The sequence below is a fragment of the Roseibium porphyridii genome (assembly GCF_026191725.2).
GTDB classification, from domain to species: Bacteria; Pseudomonadota; Alphaproteobacteria; order Rhizobiales; family Stappiaceae; genus Roseibium; species Roseibium porphyridii.
In genome coordinates this window covers 46,464-67,948 of record NZ_CP120863.1, presented here as the reverse complement: position 1 = coordinate 67,948, position 21,485 = coordinate 46,464, and the positions used below count along the sequence as shown (strand labels likewise).

Below are 21,485 nucleotides of genomic sequence, written 5' to 3'. Positions count from 1 at the left end.
TTGAACTTTTGCACATTGCGGCGATGTCCCATGTCCGATGAACGCGATTTCCGTATTCGGGCCGGGCGCATCCGGTCATCGCGTGCGCAGCGGGCCCGCCCGTTCATTGCCCAGGCGTTGGCGGCCGCCCAGAAGGCTGGCGGACATGTGTCGCGCACGGGCCGGATCAGCACCGGCAACCGTTCCCGCTTCGGACGAGGTCGGAGGGCGAGCGTTCAGGCCAACCGGTTGCTGGCGGGACGGTCCCGCATCGTCGTCATCAAGACGCGGGTTGTTCGTCATTCGGCACGATCCGCACCGCTTTCTGCACACCTTAAGTATCTTGGCCGGGAGGGTGTGACCCGTGACGGGGAAAAGGCGCGGATGTTCGGTCCCAGCGATGATGCTGTCAGTCCGAAGGAGTTTGCTGGACGCTGCCAGGAGGACCGACATCATTTCCGTTTTATCGTCTCGCCAGAAGACGCCACGGAACTTGCGGATCTCAAATCCTTCAGCCGGGATCTGATGCGTCAGGTGGATAAGGACCTTGGCACCAAGCTCGACTGGGTTGGTGTCGATCATTGGAATACGGACAATCCCCATGTCCATATCATCTTGCGTGGGAAAGCTAATGACGGTCAGGACCTGGTCATCTCCCGGGACTACATCAAGGAAGGCATGCGCGCCCGCGCTCAAGATCTGGTGACGCTGGGGCTTGGACCGCGCACCGACCTCGATATCCGAAACTATCTGGTGCGCCAGGTCGAGGCCGAGCGCTGGACCCAGCTCGACCATCAGCTTGTTCGAGACGGCCTCAGAACCGGTGTCATTGACACGGCACCAGACACAGACCGGAAGCCGGATGAATATCACCATCTGAAGGTTGGACGCTTACGCAAACTGCAGGCTCTCGGCCTTGCCGATCAGGTTGGTCCCGGTCAATGGGTGATTGGCGACGATGCGGAAGCAACATTGCGCGAACTGGGCGAACGTGGCGACATCATCAAGCGGATGCACCGCGCGTTGACTGATCGCGGTTTGGAACGCGGGTCGGCAGGTTTTGTTCTCGCCGCCGAAGGTCTGGACACGCCCATCATCGGCCGGCTGGTCGAGCGAGGTCTCGATGATGAGCTGAAAGGATCTGCCTATGCGGTTGTCGATGGTGTTGAGGGGCGGACGCATCACATCAGACTTCCTGATATTGATGCAGCTGGCGACAGCGCGCCGGGGTCAATCGTTGAACTCCGGAAATACGATGATGCACGCGGGCAGCGGCGCGTGGCGCTCGCCGTCCGCTCGGATCTCGATATCGAACGGCAGGTCACGGCCTCGGGAGCCACATGGCTCGATCGTCAGAATATTGCCCGTGACCTTGATGGGCTTTCGGAAGGTGGTTTCGGAGCCGAGGTCAAGGATGCTCTGAATCGCCGAGCAGAGCATCTGATTGAAGAGGGTCTTGCCGAGCGGAAGGGAGAGCGCGTCACCTTTTCCCGAAACCTTCTCGAGACGCTACGCCGCCGCGAACTTGATGCCCTTGAGACGAAACTCACGGGTGATGCCGAACTGCCGATTACTCGTGTGAGCACTGGCGAATATGTCGCCGGCACTTACCGTCAACGTTTTGACCTCGCCTCTGGACGCTTCGCCATGATCGATGATGGGCTCGGGTTCCAGCTCGTGCCGTGGACACCATCGCTCGATAAACGACTTGGGCAGCATGTCTCCGGCGTCACTCGCCCGGACGGCAGTGTGGACTGGAGCTTCGGGCGCAAGCGAGGACTCGGACTTTAAAATCTAATCAACCTGGAGCGCCACAATGTCTGCGACAAAAATCCTTTGGGGGCAGCTTTTAGCGGTCTTTCTCATCGTGACGCTCACCCCCTGGTGCGCAACGCAATACGTTGCCTGGAGACTGGGTTATCAGGGGCAGCTCGGAACTCCCTGGTTCGAAGTGACCGGTTGGCCAATCTACTATCCGCCTGCCTTTTTCTGGTGGTGGTATTTTTATGAGGCGTACGCGCCGAACGTCTTTCTGCACGGCGCCGTCATTGCCGCTTCCGGTGGATTTTTGTCCATTGCATTCGCCATAGGAATGTCAGTCTGGCGGGCGCGTGAAGCAAAACGTGTCGAGACCTACGGTTCTGCACGTTGGGCCGAAAGGCAAGAGGTGAGTGCGGCGAACCTTTTCAACCCTGATGGGGTCGTTTTCGGCTGCTACGAGCAGGACTATCTTCGTCACGATGGGCCGGAACATGTGCTCTGTTTCGCTCCAACCCGGTCGGGCAAGGGCGTCGGTCTGGTTGTGCCCACTTTGCTGACCTGGCCGGGCTCGGCCATCGTTCACGACATCAAAGGGGAAAACTGGCAGCTTACCGCCGGCTTCCGCGCAAAACATGGTCGGGTGCACCTGTTCGATCCCACCAACCCGAAATCGGCTGCCTACAATCCGTTGCTCGAAGTGCGGCGGGGCGAATGGGAAGTACGCGATGTTCAGAACATTGCCGACATCCTGGTGGATCCGGAGGGGTCGCTCGAAAAGCGGAACCACTGGGAGAAGACGTCCCACGCGCTTCTCGTCGGAGCGATCCTGCATGTTCTTTATGCCGAGGCGGATAAGACACTGGCGGGTGTCGCAGCATTCCTGTCCGATCCGAAACGTCCGATCGAGTCGACCTTGGCGACGATGATGAAGACCGCTCATCTGGGGGAGGCCGGCTCGCATCCAGTGATTGCCAGCGCGGCGCGCGAGTTGCTGAACAAATCCGAGAACGAACGCTCCGGGGTGCTCTCGACGGCCATGTCGTTCCTCGGGCTTTACCGGGATCCTGTGGTGGCTGAGGTGACACGCCGGTGCGACTGGCGGATCAATGACATGGTGAATGGCACTCTGCCCACAACACTCTACCTTGTGGTGCCACCATCGGACATCAATCGCACCAAACCGCTGATCCGCCTGATCCTCAATCAGATTGGCCGCCGTCTTACGGAAGACCTTCGGGCGAACTCGGGCCAGCACCGCCTGCTTTTGATGCTCGACGAATTCCCGGCCTTGGGACGATTGGATTTCTTCGAGTCTGCCCTCGCATTCATGGCCGGCTATGGCCTCAAGAGCTTCTTGATCGCACAGTCCCTGAACCAGATCGAGAAGGCATACGGGCCTAACAATTCGATCCTCGACAATTGCCACGTTCGCGTCAGCTTCGCCACGAATGATGAGAGGACTGCCAAACGCGTTTCCGATGCTTTGGGCACTGCGACGGAGATGAAGGCGATGAAGAACTATGCCGGTCACAGGCTGAGCCCTTGGCTCGGTCACCTCATGGTATCCAAGTCCGAGACCGCACGCCAATTGCTGACCCCTGGCGAAATCATGCAGCTTCCTCCCAACGATGAGATCGTCATGGTCGCGGGCACGCCGCCGATCCGGGCGAAAAAGGCTCGTTACTATGAGGACAAACGGCTCAGCGAACGCATCCTGCCGCCGCCTGAACCGGCTCCGCCCCTCCAACGACAGACTGATGATTGGAGCGAACTGCCGCTTCCAGCGGGTTCCGGCGTCAACCAACAAGTGGAGGAAACGGTGGGAGAGGACGAGGATCCAACCGGATCAGAGCGCCGGCACCAACCGGAACTCAGCAGATTTGAACCTGCCGAACAGAGGGAGCCGATCAAAAACGAATTCGAGATCGATCTGACAGACGAAACCGAGGATGACAATGCCCGAACTAGCCGGATGACCCGGGTGATGCAAGGTGTGGCACGGCAAGTCTCGCTTGATTCCGGCGATGGCATGGAGCTTTGACGGCTGTGACGGCTCGCAAGAAAAAGACGCAAATCTCTGCCTACCTAGACCAGGACGTCATGATGATGCTGGCCGACTATGCGGCTCGCCGGGATCTCTCGCAGTCACTGGTTGTCGAAGCCGCCGTCGCCTCCTTTCTGTCGCCGGATGCAGATGAACGACGCGAGGCAGCTGTCACCAAACGTCTTGACCGGATTGACCGGCGAATGACGCGGCTGGAGCGGGATCTCGGGATTGCTGTCGAGACCCTGGCCATCTTCGTGCGTTTCTGGCTTGCGACAACGCCGGCGCTTCCTGAGCCTGCTGCACAAGCTGCGCGCGCCAAGGCCGGTGAACGCTATGATGCTTTTGTCACGGCGTTAGGGAGAAGATTGGCCAAGGGGCCGAAGCTGAGGCAGGAGATTTCGGAGGATGTACCATGGGAACCAGATTAGGGCTGTTCAATAGAGGTAGCCGTTTTGTGTCTGAAAGAGTGTTGGCGTTTTGGTTTCGGAACGTCCTTGCTGCGCGCGCGTGTTCCGACTTACGAAGGGCAGATGCTTAAGCTGACAGGCAGCAATGCGCCCCCAAAATTGGGCGTTCGGCCCCCATTTCTTTGTTCCCGAAACCGACCGTGCACTTCGTGGAACCGCGGTGGACGTAGCTGACCTGGCAGCCGGGCGATCCGGAAAGTCTCCTAACCGGCCGAGTGCAACTTTAGCTGCGCTTTGCTTAATCCTGCACGATTAGGAAAGGCTTTAAAAGCCATCGTCTTCGTTAAATGCACATGCCAATGCCGTCGCGCGAGCTCCTAGCGCATTATTCCCCATGCGCAAAGCTTCAATCCGCTGACGAGCTTCGTCGAAATCCAGGAACGCTTCGAGGTTGTTTCTGGTGAGGACAGAATATGAGCCACGATCACTGCTGGTACGAATGGTCGTCAATTTCTCCAAAACGTCGATGAGGCCTGAGTCAGTCTCGATGCTACTTCGCAACATTTCCCGAGGACCAGCTTCATCGCCAGCCTGCTTCCATGCGAACAGGATGTCGAGCGGGCATACCGCTGTATGCAGTTCGTCGGTGGTCAGTCGCCGAATCCTTCCCAACATGAGCTCGAAAATTTCGTCCAGCTCCTCATTCGTAAAGAACCACTCGGAATCGGGCTTCTCTCTATTCCCATATCGACCATGCGCGAAAGTTTCTTTGCGCATGAGCGTGGTCAACCATCCCAGAGCCCGCCCTTCTCCAAAGATATGCTGGATAAGCCCTGCCCGCGTATCGGCGTCCAATCGGGCAACCATGCGCGCGACCAAGGCTGTTGCTCGATCCCACAATGAAACGATCCACCCATGATCGAATGGCCGCGCGCGATAGGCGTCGTCCATTACATTAGCGAAGCCAGCCAGGATATTCCTACATCGGTTTGGCGTCAGCGTTTCGTCACCCACGCCCTTCAATCTTTCCAAAAGCAAGTCGGCCTTGCTGAGCGAGCCGGTAAGTTCGAGGGCGTGCAAATGCAAGAGGACTGCCGCGACACGGTCGGGCGAATTATCGGCGGCGGCCCAAAATGCGTCATGATCGTGATGTTTCAGCGCATGTGATGGCCCCGACAGGGCAAAATACAAACGGTAGTGATCGGGGCTTGCCAAGCGACCACCCGTGATGGCCGCATTACGCTCCACATCGCTCACGCGTTGGAACAGCGTGAAACCATTGCCTTTCTCGGCAAAATCTACACTGGCGGCGGGAAGAGGCTCAGCAAAAAAGTAACGGTAATGATGGTCGGCGAAATGCTCTGGCGCGACGGCTGCATGCAAGGCGTTAAGCTGCTGCGCACGCTCAGCGTCATCGACGCGCACCGTTCCGAGGTTTAATAGGGCGGCGGTGGCGCAATAATCCTCGATCCACCGATAGAGAGCTGGGTTGCCGTCTTTAATTAATTTAAGCCATACTAGGTCTGCGAGATCGCCCCCGCCGTCACGGATCGGCGGCCAGTAGAAGCGCAACGAATCGAGCGACCGGACAACTGACCGAGGTGTTTTGAGCTGTCGTCCGCCCTCAAAATCCACGACGGAACGCAGCCGTGACAACTCGTCATCTGATCGCGTGGATGAGAACTGGCGCAATTCGTCGCCAAACCATTGTCTGAGCCGAAACGGCTCCGGCTGGGGCACCATCACGGCAAGTTGAACGATCTTTTCAAGGTACGCCCGCCCATCTTGCACGCGCGAAGCCTGTTCGACGCTGTGTGCGAGGATGTCACTGTCGTAGCAAAGCAGATAGATGACATTGGGGAGATCAGCCACGGAACGGGCCAGCCGCAGAACTTCGATCACTTCAGCCGGTTCGAGCCGATCCACGTCATCGATGGTGATGATGAATCGATGCCCCAGGTCACGGAGCGATTTGACCAACCGGTCCTTGAGAACGTCCAGCGGCGGATCGGCTGATTTACCTTTCGCCCAGCTACCGGCCACACGCAGACCTTTTCCGATCCACTTCAGTGGAGCGAAAGCTATTGCGTCTCCGGCTAATTCAACTGCCGACCCTGCACTACCCAGGGCCGACACGAACTTTCGCAACGCTTCACCTGCGGCTTTCGCCTTCTCCTTGGATATGCCACTGGCATCACCTGCCCGGAGCGCAACAAGGTTTATCTCTTTGGCCAGGGATTCAAAAAGATTGGCCAGCAACGCATCACGATTGCCGACAAGCCAGGGACGGAAATTGATAACAGATGGACGTTGCGCTTGCGGCAGTTTGGCCAATTCGTCTTCGATCAGGAAGAGCAGGCTTGATTTCCCGGAACCCCATGCCCCTTCAATCCCGATCACCAATCCTTTGTCCGAGGCATGATCCACAAGCGATTGAGCTATCCGACGTGCAACATCACGAAAGCCGAGCTTATCCTCGCCGCCTGCCCCCAGCGGGCGGTCCCCAGCCACACTGTTATGTTGAGTTGATGCCATGATTTCAGATACCGTAGCGTTAGAATCCAGTCAGCATAAAAGTGAAAGTTGCACATATCCATCGACGAGGCTGGTGCGCAAGTGGAGCAAGTGCGATCGAGTGGAGCCGGCTGACCGGACTGCACATTTCAAGCCTTTTGGTTTGGTGATTGGAATGACTGCTTAGTCGGCGGCAACCGTCACCGTTGCTTCGCACTCAGGAAGGGCAGCTATCTCAATCGCTGCTCGGAACTTGCCGTTCTCCTTACGGCCCCAAAACTGTCATTCAATAGAGTGTTAATTGAGCTCTGTGAGAGTTAACCGGACCGCCTTTTCCCTGTCTTTCTCCGCCACATTGCGACGCCTTCAATTATCTATTGAACCCCCCCAGAATCAGTTTCTTTTAATCATCCCTATCCGGGAGCGTCCCCGGTATCAACGGGGATCCCATGGCAACAATACATCAAGATCCGGAAGGACATGCGCGTAGCGCACGAATGCTCCGCACTGCGCTCGGGTCGGCGATCACGCGTCTTCTGGAAGATCCTGCCGTGATCGAGGTGATGCTGAACCCGGACGGACGGGTCTGGATTGACCGCCTCTCCGAAGGCCTGTCGGACACTGATGAGTGGGTGTCGCCGGCCGACGGCGATCGCATCGTACGCCTCGTCGCACACCATGTCGGGATGGAAGTTCATAGCGCTGCGCCGCACGTTTCGGCCGAACTCCCAGCGACGGGGGAACGGTTCGAGGGGCTTCTGCCGCCCGTTGTCACCGCTCCGAGCTTCGCCATCCGCAAACCTGCCGTCGCTGTTTTTACCCTTGAGGACTACGTTGCCGCCGGGATCATGACGTCGGCACAGGCCGAGACACTCCGCTTAGGCGTCGCGGCACGCGCCAATATTCTCGTTGCCGGGGGAACCAGTACCGGCAAGACCACCTTGACCAATGCCCTGCTGGCTGAAGTCGCCAGGACCTCCGATCGCGTGATCCTCATCGAGGACACACGCGAGCTTCAATGCACCGCCCCCAACCTCGTCGCCATGCGCACGAAGGACGGCGTCGCCTCCCTATCCGATCTCGTCCGATCGTCGCTGCGTCTGCGCCCGGACCGTATTTCGATCGGTGAGGTGCGCGGGCCTGAGGCTCTGGACCTCCTGAAGGCCTGGGGAACGGGTCATCCCGGCGGCATCGGCACGATCCACGCCGGATCCGCCATCGGGGCCTTGCGCCGGCTCGAACAACTCATCCAGGAAGCCGTCGTCACCGTTCCACGGGCTTTGATCGCGGAGACGGTCGACCTCATCGCCGTCCTCGCCGGCCGCGGCTCTCAGCGGCGGCTCGTGGAGTTCGCCCGCGTTGAGGGCCTCGATTCTGACGGTGACTACCGCATTTCCCCCGCCGTTCCCGCAGCTCCCTCCCATTCAGGAGATCCTTCATGATCCGAACCATCCTTCGGTCGCGCCATCCCATCGCGACTGCCGTCGCTGTGCTTCATATCAGCCTGCTCGCGGTTCCTGCTGCGCACGCTGCCGGGTCTTCCATGCCCTGGGAGGCGCCGCTTCAGTCGATCCTGGAATCCATCGAGGGTCCGGTTGCCAAGATCGTCGCGGTGATCATCATCATCGTGACGGGACTGTCGCTGGCCTTCGGGGATACCTCTGGCGGGTTTCGACGGCTGATCCAGATCGTCTTCGGTCTCTCGATCGCCTTCGCCGCCAGTTCCTTCTTCCTGTCGTTTTTTTCCTTCGGCGGCGGGGCGCTGATCTGATGGCGGAGACCTTCGAACAACGTGATGTGGTGCCGGGGTTCACCGTGGCGGTGCATCGGTCGTTGAGCGAGCCGATCCTGCTCGGTGGCGCGCCCCGAGCCATTGCGATCCTGAATGGTACGCTCGCCGGCGCCGTGGGGCTCGGCCTGCGCCTTTGGTTGGTCGGCCTCGCCATCTGGCTGATTGGGCATCTTGCCACTGTCTGGGCCGCCAAGCGCGATCCTCTCTTTGCTGAAGTTGGACGCCGGCACCTGCGTTTTCCCGCGCATCTGAGCGTGTGAGCGGAGGCCCTGTCGATGATGAACCTCTCCGAATACCGAACGCGCAACAGCCGCCTTGCCGATTATCTGCCGTGGGCTGCCCTGGTCGAGAAAGGTGTGGTGCTCAACAAGGACGGCAGTTTCCAGCGCACGGCCCGATTCCGCGGGCCGGATCTCGACAGCGCCGTTCCGGCCGAACTTGTCGCCGTCACCGGCCGTCTCAACAATGCCTTCCGACGTCTCGGGTCCGGATGGGCGATCTTTGTCGAAGCACAGCGTCATGCCGCCAATCACTACCCTGACAGTACGTTTCCGGATGCGGCTTCCGCACTGGTCGATGCAGAACGCAAGGCAAGTTTTGAAGAAGCGAGTGCGCATTTTGAATCGAGCTATTTCCTGACCTTCACCTATTTGCCGCCGGCCGAGGAGGCCGCCCGTGCGGAACACTGGCTGTTCGAAGGCCGGGAGACCATTGGCCTCAACCCGCAGGAGGTGCTGACCGGTTTCATCGATCGGACCGACCGCATCCTTCAGCTGATCGATGCTTTCATGCCGGAATGCGAATGGCTCGATGATGCCGGGATGCTGACCTACCTGCATTCGACGGTCTCGACCAATCGGCAGAGAGTCCGCGTGCCGGAGACGCCGGTTTATCTGGATGCGCTTCTCGCAGACCAGCCGCTTGCCGGCGGTCTGGAGCCACGGCTCGGAGACAAGCATCTGCGAGTCCTGACCATTTCAGGGTTTCCGTCTGTAACGACTCCGGGCCTGCTCGATGATCTCAACCGGCTGGCCTTTCCCTATCGCTGGTCGACCCGGGCGATCCTGATGGACAAGACGGATGCAACAAAACTCCTGGCCCGGATCCGCCGCCAGTGGTTCGCCAAGCGCAAATCCTTAGCTGCGATCCTGAAGGAGGTGATGACCAACGAGCAATCCGCGCTCGCCGACACCGATGCGGCGAACAAGGCGGCCGATGCAGACCTGGCGCTTCAGGAACTCGGCGCGGACCATGCCGGCATTGCTTATGTCACGGCGACCGTCACGGTCTGGGATATCGACAGCAAGATTGCGGACGAGAAGGTGCGGCTTGTCGAGAAGGTCATCCAGGGCCGTGATTTCACATGTCTGCCGGAAACGATCAACGCGGTGGATGCCTGGCTCGGCAGCTTGCCGGGGCACGTCTATGCCAATGTCCGCCAGCCACCGGTCTCCACCCTCAATCTCGCCCACATGATCCCCTCAAGTGCGGTGTGTGCGGGGCCGGAGCGGGACGAGCATCTTTCGTCTCCTCCCTTGCTCTACGGCAAGACGGAAGGCTCGACCCCGTTCCGGTTTTCCCTTCATGTCGGCGATGTCGGCCACACGCTGGTCGTCGGGCCGACTGGCGCAGGCAAGTCCGTCCTTTTGGCGCTGATGGCGCTGCAGTTCCGGCGCTACAGGAACTCCCGGGTGTTCGCCTTCGATTTCGGGGGATCGATCCGCGCAGCGTGCCTCGCCATGGATGGCGACTGGCATGATCTCGGTGGCGGCCTCACCGAAGACAGCAGCGTGTCGCTGCAGCCGTTTGCCCGGATCGATGCCGCCGCCGAGCGCTCCTGGTCCGCCGACTGGATCGCCGCCATCCTCATGCGTGAAGGCGTCACCGTCAACCCGGACGTCAAGGAGCATATCTGGACGGCGCTGACGTCACTTGTCTCAGCACCCGCAGAAGAGCGGACCCTCACGGGGCTTTCCGTGCTGCTTCAGTCCAACGATCTCAAACAGGCCCTGCGTCCCTACTGCATCGGCGGTGCCCATGGCCGCCTGCTCGATGCGGAAAGCGAGCACTTGGGGTCAGGCCGTGTCCAGGCCTTCGAGACCGAGGGTCTGATCGGCAGCGGCGCGGCGCCTGCCGTGCTCGCCTATCTGTTCCACCGGATCGACGATCGCCTCGATGGATCGCCCACCCTCATCATCATCGATGAAGGCTGGCTGGCGCTCGACGACGAGGGGTTCAAGGGCCAGCTTCGGGAATGGCTGAAGACCCTTCGAAAGAAGAACGCCTCCGTCGTCTTCGCCACGCAGTCCCTGTCCGATATCGATGGCTCGGCCATTGCACCCGCGATCATCGAGAGCTGCCCGACACGTCTCCTGCTGCCGAACGAGCGCGCAATCGAACCGCAGATTGCTGGCATCTATGGCCGCTTCGGTCTCAACGACCGCCAGGTCGAGATCCTCGCTCGGGCAACGCCAAAGCGTGACTACTACTGCCAGTCCCGGCGCGGCAACCGGCTCTTTGAACTGGGCCTTTCCGAAGTCGCGCTGGCTCTTTGTGCGACCTCCTCGAAGACCGATCAGACAGCTATCGCCCACATCTTCGCGGACCACGGACGTGAAGGTTTCCTCGATGCCTGGCTGCGGCACCGTGGCCTTCGCTGGGCGGCCGATCTCATCCCCGACCTCACAAACCTGGAGACCTCCTCATGACGTTCCGCCGATCCCGCGCGCTTGTCGCTGCCGCCGCACTTCTCACCGTTCCCACATTGGGCACTGTCGCCTTTGCCCCACCCGCACATTCCTGGCGGGTCGTGTTCGATCCGTCGAACTATGCTCAGAATGTGCTGACGGCGGCTAGGACGTTGGAGCAGATCAACAACCAGATCGTCCAGCTTCAGAACGAAGCGCAGATGCTGATCAACCAGGCGCGCAATCTGGCGAGTCTTCCCTATTCGGCTTTGCAGCAGCTCCAGCAGTCCGTGCAGAGGACACAGCAGCTTTTGCAGGAAGCCCAGAACATCGCCTTCGACGTCCAGCAGATCGATCAGCTGTTCCAGCAGCAATACGGCAACATCGACCTGAGCGCGAGCGAACAGCAGCTGGTCGCCGGCGCGCGCAGCCGCTGGCAGAACACGGTCGGTGGGCTGCAGGACGCCTTGCGCGTGCAGGCCGGTGTCGTCGGCAATATCGAGACCAATCGGGCTCAGATGTCCGCGCTGATCGGACAGAGCCAGGGCGCGACCGGTGCGCTCCAGACCGCCCAAGCAGGCAATCAGCTCCTGGCGCTCCAGGCCCAGCAGCTTTCCGACCTCACGGCAGTGGTCGCCGCCAATGGCCGGGCGATCGCCTTGAGTGAAGCGGAACGAACGGCCGCCGTCGAACAGGGCCGCATCCAGCGGCAGCGTTTCCTGACGCCGGGCTTCGGCTACCAGCCGGGCAACGCACGCATGTTCAACAACTGACTTTTTTCGGAAGGAAGTCCCGATGGACGGCAAGATGCTGGCCCGGCTGGCTGCAATCGTCTTCGTGGCGATCGCCATCACCGCGAGCCTGATCGAGATGTCCCGCAAGGACGAGCCGGCGCCCGAATTGTCTGCGCCGGCCGCACAGCCTTCTGACGATCCTATGCTTGCCGATTTGCGCCGTTGTCAGCAGATGGGCAGAGCCGCGATCGATGACGAAGACTGTCTGGCAACCTGGCAGAAGACCCGAGATCGGTTTCTCGGCCGGGGTCCTCGAACCGTCGAGGAGCGGTGATCCATGGGCGGGACGGGGGTCATCGACAACTTCCTTGGGGTCTTCACAAGTTACATCGACAGCGGCTTCGGCCTGCTCGGCGGTGAGGTGGCGTTCATCGCGACAACGCTGATCGTCATCGATGTGACGCTGGCCGCGCTCTTCTGGTCCTGGGGTGCCGATGATGACATCATCGCCCGGCTCGTAAAGAAGACGCTGTTTGTCGGTGTCTTTGCTTACCTGATCGGCAACTGGAACAATCTCGCCCGGATCGTCTTCGAGAGTTTTGCGGGTCTCGGTCTGATGGCGTCGGGCACAGGCTTTTCCGCCGCCGATCTGTTGCGCCCTGGCAGGGTGGCGCAGGTCGGCCTCGATGCCGGCCGGCCGCTGCTGGAATCAATCTCCGACCTGATGGGCTGGGTCGCCTTCTTCGAGAACTTCATTCAGATCGCCTGTCTGCTCTTTGCCTGGGCGCTGGTGATCCTGGCCTTCTTCATTCTTTCCATCCAGCTCTTCGTCACCCTGATCGAGTTCAAGCTGACGACCCTGGCGGGCTTCGTGCTCATTCCCTTCGGCCTCTTCGGCAAGACCGCGTTTCTCGCCGAGCGTGTCCTCGGCAATGTCATCTCTTCCGGCATCAAGGTGCTGGTGCTGGCTGTCATCATCGGCATCGGCTCGACGCTGTTCGCGCAGTTCACTGCCGGTTTCGGTGGTATCACGCCGACCATCGACGAAGCGATGGCCGTGGTCCTCGCGGCCCTGTCGCTGCTCGGCCTCGGGATCTTTGGACCGGGCATCGCGAACGGTCTCGTCTCCGGTGGACCGCAACTGGGTGCCGGCTCTGTGGTCGGCACAGGACTTGCGGTTGGCGGCGCTGCCGTTGCCGGAGTTGGGGCCGCCGGGCTGGCGGCCCGTGGTGGCGCGCTCGCCTTGTCCGGGATAGCTGCGGCTGCACGCGGCGGTGCCGCTGTCGGGGGCGGAGCCTCGACTGCCTACAGCCTTGGCTCGGCCGGAAAGTCAGACGCTGCCGGTGTCGCTTCCGGAGTTAGCGCTGTGGCAAGTGCCGGGGCGCGAGCTGCGGCTTCGCCGCTCAAACGGCTGCAGTCAAAGGCATCCGGGAGTGTACAGGCGAGCCATCAGTCCGGGGCCCGGACAGCCTTCGATGCGACAGGTGGCGCGGTTGGCAACGCAGGTGGTTCGGACGCCTCGTCTGCATCTCCTGCTCCAGCATTGCCTGCTGCCGATGGCCCGCCTGCCTGGGCAAGGCGCATGAAGCGTTCCCAGCAGCTTTCTCACGGTGTGTCCGCAGCCGCCCATGCCGTCCGTTCCGGCGACAGCCACGGTGGCGGCGCTTCCATTAATCTCCAGACAAGCGATCGCACATGAGCCTCTTCAAACGATCTTCCGTTCATTACGGCAAATCCCCTGAACCCGTCACGCCCTACCAGAAAGCTGCTCAGGTCTGGGACGAGCGCATCGGCTCGGCCCGTGTCCAGGCAAAAAACTGGCGACTGATGGCCTTTAGCTGCCTCATTCTCTCTGGTGGCTTTGCCGCGGCGCTCATCTGGCAATCCGTCAACGGCTCTGTCGTGCCCTGGGTGGTGCAGGTGGATAAGCTGGGCGAGGCGCAAGTTGTTGCGGCCGCCACCGCCGACTATGAACCGTCGGATCCGCAGATCGCGTTTCATCTGGCGCGTTTCATCGAGAAGGTTCGCAGCATACCGGCCGATGCCATCATTGTCCGGCAGAACTGGCTCCGGGCCTATGAATTCACCACTGATCGTGGAGCGCTCACGCTCAACGATTACGCACGTTCAAACGATCCCTTCACCAGGGTCGGCAAGCAGCAGATCGCGGTCGAGGTTTCCAGCGTCATCCGCGCCTCGCCCGGCAGTTTCCGAGTTGCCTGGGTCGAGCGACATTACGAGAACGGGCAGCTATCGGCGACAGAACGCTGGACGGCGATCCTGACCATTGTAATCCAACCGCCCCGCGATGCGGAGAGGCTGCGGGCCAATCCGCTCGGCATCTATGTCAACGCCATCAACTGGTCTCGGGAGATGGGGCAATGAAGACGGTTTTCCGTAAACCCGCATTTCCGGCATTCCGGATCTCCGCATGTGCGGCTCTGCTTAGCGCAGCAGCGTTGGCGGGCTGCGCCAGCTACACGCCGCCGCAGATCAGTTACGATCAGACTGTGCCGCCGTTGCTGGCGGTACCCAGAACCGTGGGCGAAGAGCGGCCCAAGCCTCTTCATGTGCCACCGGCCTGGTCCCCGGCAAAAGGTGGCAAGGCGGCAAAAACGTTAGCCGGCAGGATCGAGAATGCCAACGCAGCCGCACGCATCGAGCCGCGGCGCGAGGGCTACTACAATGCCATCCAGATCTATCCCTGGTCGGAAGGCGCGCTCTATCAGGTCTATACGGCTCCCGGAAAGATCACCGACATTGCGCTGGAACCGGGCGAAGCCCTGACAGGCACCGGCCCGATCGCGGCCGGCGATACGGCCCGCTGGATCATCGGCGATACGACCAGCGGCTCGGGTGAAGAGCCCCAAGTCCACATCCTCGTCAAGCCGGCGCGTCCGGACATCGACACCAATCTGGTCGTTACCACCGACCGGCGGATCTACAGGATCGAGCTGCGCTCGAGTGAGGGCTCCTATATGCCTGCCGTTGCCTGGAACTATCCCCGGCCACCCAGCTCGCAGCGTCCTGTCGTCCCGGCAACGCCGCGCATTCCGGCGGTCGCGGCACGGAACTATCGCTATGGGCTGACCGGCGACTCCCCGCCCTGGCGCCCGGTCGCCGTCTATGACGACGGCAGGCGGGTCTATGTCGAGTTCCCGGGCGGAATCGTTCAGGGGGAGATGCCGCCGGTCTTCGTGCTCGGACCCGATGGCAAACCTCAAATCGTCAACAGCCGCGTTTACAGGAATATCCTGATCGTCGATCGGATTTTTGGGGCCGCGGAACTGCGCCTCGGCAGCGACAAGCGCCAGCAGACGGTTAGGATCGTTCGGACGGAAGAACGACGCGAGGGTCCGACAGAAGGACAAAGAGGCGGTCCCCATTCCGGGTCAACAGAGTTCGGCAATGGAGGTGAGGGGGCGTGAACGATCAAGAGCAGAAAAACGAAGACGGCGAAACGCACATCAACGCTGATGTCAGGGCTGCGATGCGGCTGCGACCTGATCCACCACGTGTGACGCGTCTCTCGCGCAAGGTGCTGGCCGGGGTCGGGTTCGTCGCCTTGCTCGGCATCGGAGGAGCCTTGATCTACGCGCTTCAGGCACCGGACCGAAACGGTGAAGGTGAGGAGTTGTTCTCAACGGAAAACCGGAACACCGCTGATGGGCTGAGCACTCTGCCAAGTGACTATACCGGCCCGGTTCTCGGCCCACCCTTGCCGGGGGATCTCGGCCGGCCGATCCTCAAGGCGCAGGAGCGTGGACAGCCTGTTGTGCCGCCGGCGATCCAGACGCCCACACTAGATGAGAAGGAACAGCGCCGTCTTGCCGAGGAAGAGGCTGCCCGCACCAGCCGTGTTTTTTTCCAGACGGGGCAGGCGGCATCAAGTAGGGCAGGGCTCGGCGCATTGTCATCGATCAGCGGCAGTGCTCCAGGTGGAGTTACCGCACAAGACAGCAATACCGCGTTTCTGAATGCGGCTGTGGACCGCCGGACCACGGCTCCCGATCGTGTCATGGCGTCGGCATCGCCCTATGTGCTGCAGGCCGGGACCGTCATTCCCGCCGCGCTCATCACCGGGATCCGCTCCGATCTGCCCGGGCAGATCTCTGCCCAGGTCACCCAGCATGTCTATGACAGTCCGACCGGGAGATCGCTTCTGATCCCACAGGGCACCCGTATCATCGGCGAGTATTCCAACGATATCGGCTTTGGCCAGCACCGTGTGCTGCTCGTCTGGAACCGGCTGATCCTCCCGAATGGCCGGTCCATCGTGCTCGAACGTCAGCCGGGAGCAGACACGCTTGGGTATGCCGGCCTGGAGGATGGGGTCGACTATCACTGGTGGGATCTTGCCAAGGCGGCCGGGCTGTCGACGCTGCTCAGCGTCGGTGCAGAACTGGCAGCAAGTGACGACGACCGCCTGGTTCAGGCGATCCGCGAAGGCGCTCAGAACACGATCGACGATGCCGGTCAGCAGATGATCCAGCGTCAGTTGCAGGTCGCGCCCACGCTGACGATCCGGCCGGGATTCCCGGTGCGTGTGATCGTCACCCGTGATCTTGTGCTTGAACCTTACGGAGGTTGACTATGGCAAAGCTGAAACTGGGGCCGCTACCGGACGACAAGCCGGTCAAGGTGAGCGTGGAACTGCCGGCGAAGCTGCATCGGGATCTGGTGGCCTATGCCGAGATTCTTGGAAGGCAGAGTGGGCAGACCGTCGAAGAGCCAGTCAAACTGATCGTTCCGATGCTGGAACGGTTCATTGCAACGGATCGTGGATTTGCGAAGGCGAAGCGCACGGTTAGTCAAGACCGGCAAGTGAGGGATAACGCTCTTCCAGGAGAGCAATGAAGTTGGCCAGCGCTGGGTTGTGGTTGTCACCACGCCAATGAGCGGCATAGCTGATCCGGCTCGGGCCGTTTCCGCCCCGGAGTTCGCGATAGGTGACACCAGGTATTCTGGTCCCGATACTGGCCTCTGTAACGAGGCTGATGCCAAACCTTGCACCCACCAGGCTCCCAATGCTTTCTTGGCTCGCATCGTGAACAACTAACCTCGGCTGAGCTCCAAACTGTGCGAACTTGGAAACAAGAATATCTCGAAACTCAGCTCCTGGGTCAGCGCTTCTGAGAAGGAATGTTTCATCTCTCAAGTCGCTCCAATGAACCTGCTTCTTCTCTACCATGGGATGGATTTCAGGCAGGACTGCCATGACCCGCTCTGTCCAAAGACACATCGCATTTTTCTCTCCCGGCTCCGGGTCTCCGGTTACAACTGCGACGTCAAGAACCCCGCTCTCCAGATCGGAAAACAGATGTGTTCGAGAGGCTTCGACTGTTCGGAAAATGATCCTTGGGAACTTTCCTGCGAACTCCGTCAGGGTCGCGCGCAAGTTACCAGCTGAAAGAGAGGTATAGAATCCGACAGTGAAGTGACCTGTTTCACCTCGGCTGAGTGAAGCTGCGCTCGACTCCATTAGATCGATGGTTTCGACGAGATACCGGCAAGTTCGTATTATCTCTGAACCAACTTTTGTAAGTCGTACTCCACCATGGGTACGCTCGAACAGTATTAGGCCGAGTCGATTTTCCATTTGAGCAATCGTACGACTGAGTGTCGATTGCTTCACACCCAGAGCGAGTGAGGCTTTACGGAAGCTTCCGTGTTTTTCTGCTGCAGCGGCGTATTGCAAGTGCCTGATCTCAATGGATCTGGTAAAACTTTGCGGATTATTTTTTGTCAGTTCTGCAAATCTCCCCTGTAGTTAACGCTATTGCGATAGATGGGAGCTTCTGAGGCTTCTTGGAATTGCTCGGCTAGGATGTAAACCGCTTTTGCAAACGAAACCAAAATTCCCTCGGGATATGGTCTTGAGTCAGCATGTTCAGGAGGATCGCTTATCCGCCGTAGATGCTCCATTCTACTCAAGAGTTGGAGCCTCCGACAAAGCCGGGGCGGCCACTCGTTGCAATATAGCAGACTTTGCTTCAGGCAAATAACAACGGCCGGCGTTGGTAAGACGAACACTGGTATTGCTGCGCTCCAATAGCGAAACTCCCAGTTTAACGATTGTACGGCTGATGCTGGGTTCTCCCATACCCAGCGCTTTTGCCACCTTACGCAGACTTCCGTTTTCGGCAGCAGCGGCGAAGCACGTTAATTCCAGTAGTTTTGGCATGATTCATTCAAATTAAGCTTGTTATTTAGAAGTTTAAGATCTGCAACATCAGCCGCAAGTTCTGTGGAATTTACAGCACTTCAACAGATATAAAATAAATTTATCAATATTTTGTGCTTTTCATGGCGGAATCGTGTCAGGCAAAAAATTCACTTGCAAATCAAAATTGATATATTTATCACTTGTAAAAAGCAAGTGAGATAGAGGCCTCGAAAGAGGGAGGATCAATTGGCACCTTCAATTGTTGACCGATTTATTGTCGGGATCGTCCGGTTTAGGTGGATGGTCATCATCGCTGCCATCGTTGCTTCTGCAGCAGCATCTAGTGGAGTGACCAAACTAGAATTCATCAGCCACTACCGGATCTTTTTCGGAGAGCAGAATCCGGATCTAAAGAAGTGGGACGAATTTCAGGCGACCTTCGCCAAGAACGATAACGTCAACTTCATCCTGCAGCTTCCGGAAGGCAACGCCTTTGACAAGAGAATGGCGGTGATAGTTGAGGGGCTGACTGAGCGTGCCTGGACAATACCAAATGCGTCCCGTGTCGACTCCATAAGCAATTTTCAGCACACGACTGGTGACGAAGAAGGTTTGATCGTTACGGATCTTGTCGAGAGAGCCGAAGCGCTTACCGCTGCGGAGCTGAAATCGAGAGGCGAATATTCAATCTCCGAGCCCGCTCTTTACAAATACATGGTCTCTGAAGACATGCGAACGACGGCTGTCAATGTAACCATCAACTTTCAGGAAAATGATGCCGAAGGGTTGAAGAACACAGTCGCCGCCGCGCGCGAGATCGCTGCGGACTTACGGGCAGAACACCCGGACTTGAGAGTTGCACTCACAGGCGTTGCTATGTTCAACAATGCCTTCAATGAGTCAGGAGAGCGGGACGGCGCGACACTTGTTCCAATTATGTATGGGGCAGTTGTCCTGCTGACATTGCTGCTTCTGCGCAGTTTCGTGGGCACACTAGCAACACTTGCGACAATCATCCTGTCAACCTTTGTTGCCCTTGGCTTGGCGGGGCACCTTGGTATGTCGCTCGCGCCGATCACGATTATTGCTCCGAACATCATTCTGACGCTCGCGGTCGCGGACTGTATTCACATAATTAGCGCCGTGCAGAGAAACTTGCGAAACGGGCTTGAGAAATTCGATGCGATCCGGATCGGGTTGAAGAAAAACTTCACAGCCTTGTTCGTGACTTCAGCAACCACGACAGCGGGGTTTTTGAGCCTGAACTACTCCGATGCGCCTCCGTTTCAGTATCTGGGAAACATTACAGCTCTTGGCGTTTTGGCCGCATGGATTCTCGCCATCACATTGGTCCCTGCACTGTTGGCAGTTTTTCCGCTCAAATCCGCCGCAGAGCCAAAACCGGGACTGCTCGATAAACCGCTGGAGCGATTTGCTGAATTTGCCATCGCCTTCAAGGGGCGCATTCTGATTGTTGGCACTTTCGCGTCGATCGCGCTCGTTGGGCTCGCTTTCACAAACGATCTTGACGACAGATTTTCGCTCTACTTCTCGGAAGACCTGCAGATCAGGCAGGACAATGACTTCTCGACCGCCAATATTCGCGGAAACGACTATCAGGAATTTTCATTTGAATCCGGTCGCCCCGGCGGTGTTAGCGATCCGGAATATCTTCAGACGCTCGACAATCTCATGTCCTGGCTCCGCGAGCAGCCAGAGGTTCAGCATGTGTCGTCTTTTTCAGATACGATCAAACGCCTCAATCAGAACATGAACAATGATGATCCGGCGTTCTATCGGATCCCTGAAGATGCAGAGCTTTCAGCCCAGTATTTGCTGCTTTATGAACTGTCTTTGCCATATGGCCTTGATCTGAACGACCGGATCAATATCGACAAGTCTGCGTCCAGAGTAACTATCAGCCTTCACGATATGCGGGTGTCCCAGCAGCAGGCCTTCACTGCACGTATGGATACCTGGCTTGCGGACAACGCACCAGCCCGCATGGCGGCTTCGCCAACCGGAACCAGCGTGATCTTCGGGCTTCTCGCGCAGCGCAACATAGATGCGATGATCGTCGGAAACATTATCGCAGTGGTGTCGATCGCTCTTATGATGATGGTTACTTTGCGTAGCGTTTCCCTGGGTGCTTTGTCCGTGGTCACCAACATGGTGCCAGCGCTTGCGACATTCGGCTTCTGGGCGATAGCGGTTGGTTATATAGGAATGGCCGCCTCAGTGATCGGGGCGGCGTCCCTTGGCATCGTCGTAGACTACACTGTCCATTTCCTGACCAAATACCTGAATGCACGCCGCGAGAAGCATCTCAGCCGTGAAGATGCGATCCGATATGCCTTCAAGGAAGTCGGTGAAGCGCTTGTTTATACCAGCGTCATTGTCGGGATCGGATTTGCAATCATCGCTTATTCCTCATTCCAGGTGAATGGGCAGCTCGGCCTGCTGACGGCAATCACAGTCGTCGTCGCACTTGTCTTCGACTTCCTGATGCTCCCGGCCCTCCTGCTTTTGGGCGGCCGCAAGTCAGAAACCTCCTCTTCAAACATCAAAGACAAAGGAACAAATGACCATGCACTTTCCGCTTCCTAATACTTCAATCCGAGGCATCGCACTTGCCGCAACATTCTCAGCGCTCATCATACCTGGAGCACAAGCCGACTCGGCAAAAGGCAAAGAAATTGCAGCCCGCTATGATCAGATCGACAACGGATTTGGTGATCATGTCGCCACGGCAACCATGGTTCTCAAGAATTCAGGAGGACAATCATCAAAGCGCGAGCTGACTGTTCTGACATTGGAACGGGGTGGCGGCAAAGTCGGCGACAAGACGATCTCGGTGTTTCAGTCACCTAAAGACGTGAAGGGTACGGCTGTGCTGTCTCATGCCAAGCTGACCGCGAATGACGATCAATGGATCTATCTTCCTGCCGCCAAGCGTGTGAAGCGGATATCTTCTTCGAACAAATCCGGTCCTTTCGTCGGCAGTGAATTCGCCTACGAAGATATCACGGGTCAGGAGCTCGGAAAATACAGCTACAATTGGCTCAAAACCGAAAAGTGTGGCTCTGCCACTTGTGATATTGTTGAACGCGTTCCGCTCTACAAAAACTCCGGCTACTCGAAACAACATGCCTGGTTCAACCAGGGCAACGGTATGATCATGCGGATCGACTTCTTCAATCGTTCCGGTGATCTGGCCAAGCGGCTCTCATTCTCGAAGTACAAGAATGTCTCCGGCTATCTGCGTCCGCATCTAATGCGCATGGAGAACCTGCGAAACGGCAAAAGCACGGACTTGATCTTCAACAACTACCGCTTCAAGTCCGGTTTGTCCGCCTCCGACTTCAAGTCCGGCAGTCTCAAGAATTTGAGGTGGTAGC

At 58.7% G+C, this 21,485-nt stretch carries 19 protein-coding genes; 16 read left to right on the top strand and 3 right to left on the bottom strand.

What is annotated here, in order from left to right:
- Positions 1-30: 30 nt before the first annotated feature.
- Genes K1718_RS00330 through K1718_RS00320 form a run of 3 tightly spaced genes read left to right on the top strand, consistent with a single transcriptional unit; the run spans position 31 to position 4,215 of the window.
- Positions 31-1,770, top strand: coding sequence for a relaxase/mobilization nuclease domain-containing protein (locus K1718_RS00330; RefSeq protein WP_265680131.1), 1,740 nt, complete (start codon positions 31-33; stop codon positions 1,768-1,770).
- 25 nt (positions 1,771-1,795) lie between these two features.
- Positions 1,796-3,781: a conjugal transfer protein TraG gene (locus K1718_RS00325; RefSeq protein WP_265680132.1), complete on the top strand. Its 1,986-nt coding sequence runs from the start codon at positions 1,796-1,798 to the stop codon at positions 3,779-3,781.
- A 5-nt stretch (positions 3,782-3,786) separates the two neighbouring features.
- Positions 3,787-4,215, top strand: coding sequence for a CopG family transcriptional regulator (locus tag K1718_RS00320; RefSeq protein ID WP_265680133.1), 429 nt, complete (start codon positions 3,787-3,789; stop codon positions 4,213-4,215).
- A 303-nt stretch (positions 4,216-4,518) separates the two neighbouring features.
- Here K1718_RS00320 and K1718_RS00315 read toward each other — a convergent pair whose 3' ends face one another.
- Positions 4,519-6,729 (bottom strand): KAP family P-loop NTPase fold protein, encoded by a 2,211-nt coding sequence (locus tag K1718_RS00315; RefSeq protein ID WP_265680134.1) that lies wholly within the window; start codon positions 6,727-6,729, stop codon positions 4,519-4,521.
- A gap of 428 nt (positions 6,730-7,157) precedes the next feature.
- On the opposite strand from K1718_RS00315, the gene trbB reads away from it, so the two are divergent.
- The 11 genes from trbB (at position 7,158) to K1718_RS00260 (ending at position 16,778) form a co-directional block, all read left to right on the top strand.
- Positions 7,158-8,150: a P-type conjugative transfer ATPase TrbB gene (trbB, locus tag K1718_RS00310; RefSeq protein WP_265680135.1), complete on the top strand. Its 993-nt coding sequence runs from the start codon at positions 7,158-7,160 to the stop codon at positions 8,148-8,150.
- Entirely contained in the window at positions 8,147-8,479 is a 333-nt protein-coding gene (locus K1718_RS00305; protein ID WP_265680136.1) for a TrbC/VirB2 family type IV secretion system protein, read from the top strand. The genes trbB and K1718_RS00305 overlap by 4 nt, the downstream gene beginning before the upstream one ends.
- Positions 8,479-8,760, top strand: coding sequence for a VirB3 family type IV secretion system protein (locus K1718_RS00300; protein ID WP_265680137.1), 282 nt, complete (start codon positions 8,479-8,481; stop codon positions 8,758-8,760). The genes K1718_RS00305 and K1718_RS00300 overlap by 1 nt, the downstream gene beginning before the upstream one ends.
- Before the next feature lie 15 nt (positions 8,761-8,775).
- Positions 8,776-11,208, top strand: a complete 2,433-nt coding sequence (gene trbE, locus K1718_RS00295) for a conjugal transfer protein TrbE (RefSeq protein ID WP_265680138.1) — start codon at positions 8,776-8,778, stop codon at positions 11,206-11,208.
- Complete coding sequence (trbJ, locus tag K1718_RS00290; protein WP_265680139.1) at positions 11,205-11,960, top strand: P-type conjugative transfer protein TrbJ; 756 nt, start codon at positions 11,205-11,207, stop codon at positions 11,958-11,960. Before trbE ends, trbJ begins: the two co-directional genes overlap by 4 nt.
- Positions 11,961-11,982: 22 nt before the next feature.
- Positions 11,983-12,255 carry a putative entry exclusion protein TrbK-alt gene (gene trbK-alt / locus K1718_RS00285; protein WP_265680140.1) on the top strand — a complete coding sequence of 91 codons (273 nt, stop codon included), beginning with the start codon at positions 11,983-11,985 and terminating at the stop codon, positions 12,253-12,255.
- 3 nt (positions 12,256-12,258) lie between these two features.
- Complete coding sequence (gene trbL / locus K1718_RS00280) at positions 12,259-13,620, top strand: P-type conjugative transfer protein TrbL (protein ID WP_265680141.1); 1,362 nt, start codon at positions 12,259-12,261, stop codon at positions 13,618-13,620.
- Positions 13,617-14,306 (top strand): conjugal transfer protein TrbF, encoded by a 690-nt coding sequence (trbF, locus tag K1718_RS00275; protein WP_265680142.1) that lies wholly within the window; start codon positions 13,617-13,619, stop codon positions 14,304-14,306. The genes trbL and trbF overlap by 4 nt, the downstream gene beginning before the upstream one ends.
- Positions 14,303-15,349 (top strand): P-type conjugative transfer protein TrbG, encoded by a 1,047-nt coding sequence (gene trbG, locus K1718_RS00270; protein ID WP_265680143.1) that lies wholly within the window; start codon positions 14,303-14,305, stop codon positions 15,347-15,349. Before trbF ends, trbG begins: the two co-directional genes overlap by 4 nt.
- Before the next feature lie 62 nt (positions 15,350-15,411).
- Positions 15,412-16,512: a TraB/TrbI/VirB10 family type IV secretion system protein gene (locus tag K1718_RS00265; RefSeq protein ID WP_265682450.1), complete on the top strand. Its 1,101-nt coding sequence runs from the start codon at positions 15,412-15,414 to the stop codon at positions 16,510-16,512.
- Positions 16,513-16,514: 2 nt separating this feature from the next.
- Positions 16,515-16,778: a DUF2274 domain-containing protein gene (locus tag K1718_RS00260; protein ID WP_265680144.1), complete on the top strand. Its 264-nt coding sequence runs from the start codon at positions 16,515-16,517 to the stop codon at positions 16,776-16,778.
- Here K1718_RS00260 and K1718_RS00255 read toward each other — a convergent pair.
- Positions 16,729-17,619, bottom strand: a complete 891-nt coding sequence (locus tag K1718_RS00255; RefSeq protein WP_265680145.1) for a LysR family transcriptional regulator — start codon at positions 17,617-17,619, stop codon at positions 16,729-16,731. The two genes, K1718_RS00260 and K1718_RS00255, sit on opposite strands and share 50 nt — an antisense overlap.
- Before the next feature lie 228 nt (positions 17,620-17,847).
- The gene (locus K1718_RS27485; RefSeq protein ID WP_418068101.1) at positions 17,848-18,105 is read right to left on the bottom strand and encodes a LysR family transcriptional regulator; all 258 of its coding nucleotides are present in this window, start codon (positions 18,103-18,105) and stop codon (positions 17,848-17,850) included.
- 228 nt (positions 18,106-18,333) lie between these two features.
- Here K1718_RS27485 and K1718_RS00250 point away from each other — a divergent pair, with 228 nt between their 5' ends.
- Together K1718_RS00250 and K1718_RS00245 are read left to right on the top strand one after the other, a co-directional pair.
- Entirely contained in the window at positions 18,334-20,694 is a 2,361-nt protein-coding gene (locus K1718_RS00250; RefSeq protein WP_265680146.1) for an efflux RND transporter permease subunit, read from the top strand.
- Entirely contained in the window at positions 20,675-21,484 is an 810-nt protein-coding gene (locus K1718_RS00245) for an outer membrane lipoprotein-sorting protein (protein WP_265680147.1), read from the top strand. The genes K1718_RS00250 and K1718_RS00245 overlap by 20 nt, the downstream gene beginning before the upstream one ends.
- Position 21,485: the final 1 nt, after the last annotated feature.

Bases quoted from the DNA above. Each gene is read 5' to 3' on its own strand.
- trbJ (WP_265680139.1), top strand. From the start codon at position 11,205: ATGACGTTCCGCCGATCCCGCGCGCTTGTCGCTGCCGCCGCACTTCTC.
- trbK-alt (WP_265680140.1), top strand. From the start codon at position 11,983: ATGGACGGCAAGATGCTGGCCCGGCTGGCTGCAATCGTCTTCGTGGCG.
- trbF (WP_265680142.1), top strand. From the start codon at position 13,617: ATGAGCCTCTTCAAACGATCTTCCGTTCATTACGGCAAATCCCCTGAA.
- K1718_RS00330 (WP_265680131.1), top strand. From the start codon at position 31: ATGTCCGATGAACGCGATTTCCGTATTCGGGCCGGGCGCATCCGGTCA.
- K1718_RS00245 (WP_265680147.1), top strand. From the start codon at position 20,675: ATGCACTTTCCGCTTCCTAATACTTCAATCCGAGGCATCGCACTTGCC.
- trbB (WP_265680135.1), top strand. From the start codon at position 7,158: ATGGCAACAATACATCAAGATCCGGAAGGACATGCGCGTAGCGCACGA.
- trbG (WP_265680143.1), top strand. From the start codon at position 14,303: ATGAAGACGGTTTTCCGTAAACCCGCATTTCCGGCATTCCGGATCTCC.
- K1718_RS00325 (WP_265680132.1), top strand. From the start codon at position 1,796: ATGTCTGCGACAAAAATCCTTTGGGGGCAGCTTTTAGCGGTCTTTCTC.
- K1718_RS00305 (WP_265680136.1), top strand. From the start codon at position 8,147: ATGATCCGAACCATCCTTCGGTCGCGCCATCCCATCGCGACTGCCGTC.
- trbE (WP_265680138.1), top strand. From the start codon at position 8,776: ATGATGAACCTCTCCGAATACCGAACGCGCAACAGCCGCCTTGCCGAT.
- K1718_RS27485 (WP_418068101.1), bottom strand. From the start codon at position 18,105: ATGCCAAAACTACTGGAATTAACGTGCTTCGCCGCTGCTGCCGAAAAC.
- K1718_RS00315 (WP_265680134.1), bottom strand. From the start codon at position 6,729: ATGGCATCAACTCAACATAACAGTGTGGCTGGGGACCGCCCGCTGGGG.
- K1718_RS00300 (WP_265680137.1), top strand. From the start codon at position 8,479: ATGGCGGAGACCTTCGAACAACGTGATGTGGTGCCGGGGTTCACCGTG.
- K1718_RS00260 (WP_265680144.1), top strand. From the start codon at position 16,515: ATGGCAAAGCTGAAACTGGGGCCGCTACCGGACGACAAGCCGGTCAAG.
- trbL (WP_265680141.1), top strand. From the start codon at position 12,259: ATGGGCGGGACGGGGGTCATCGACAACTTCCTTGGGGTCTTCACAAGT.
- K1718_RS00265 (WP_265682450.1), top strand. From the start codon at position 15,412: ATGCGGCTGCGACCTGATCCACCACGTGTGACGCGTCTCTCGCGCAAG.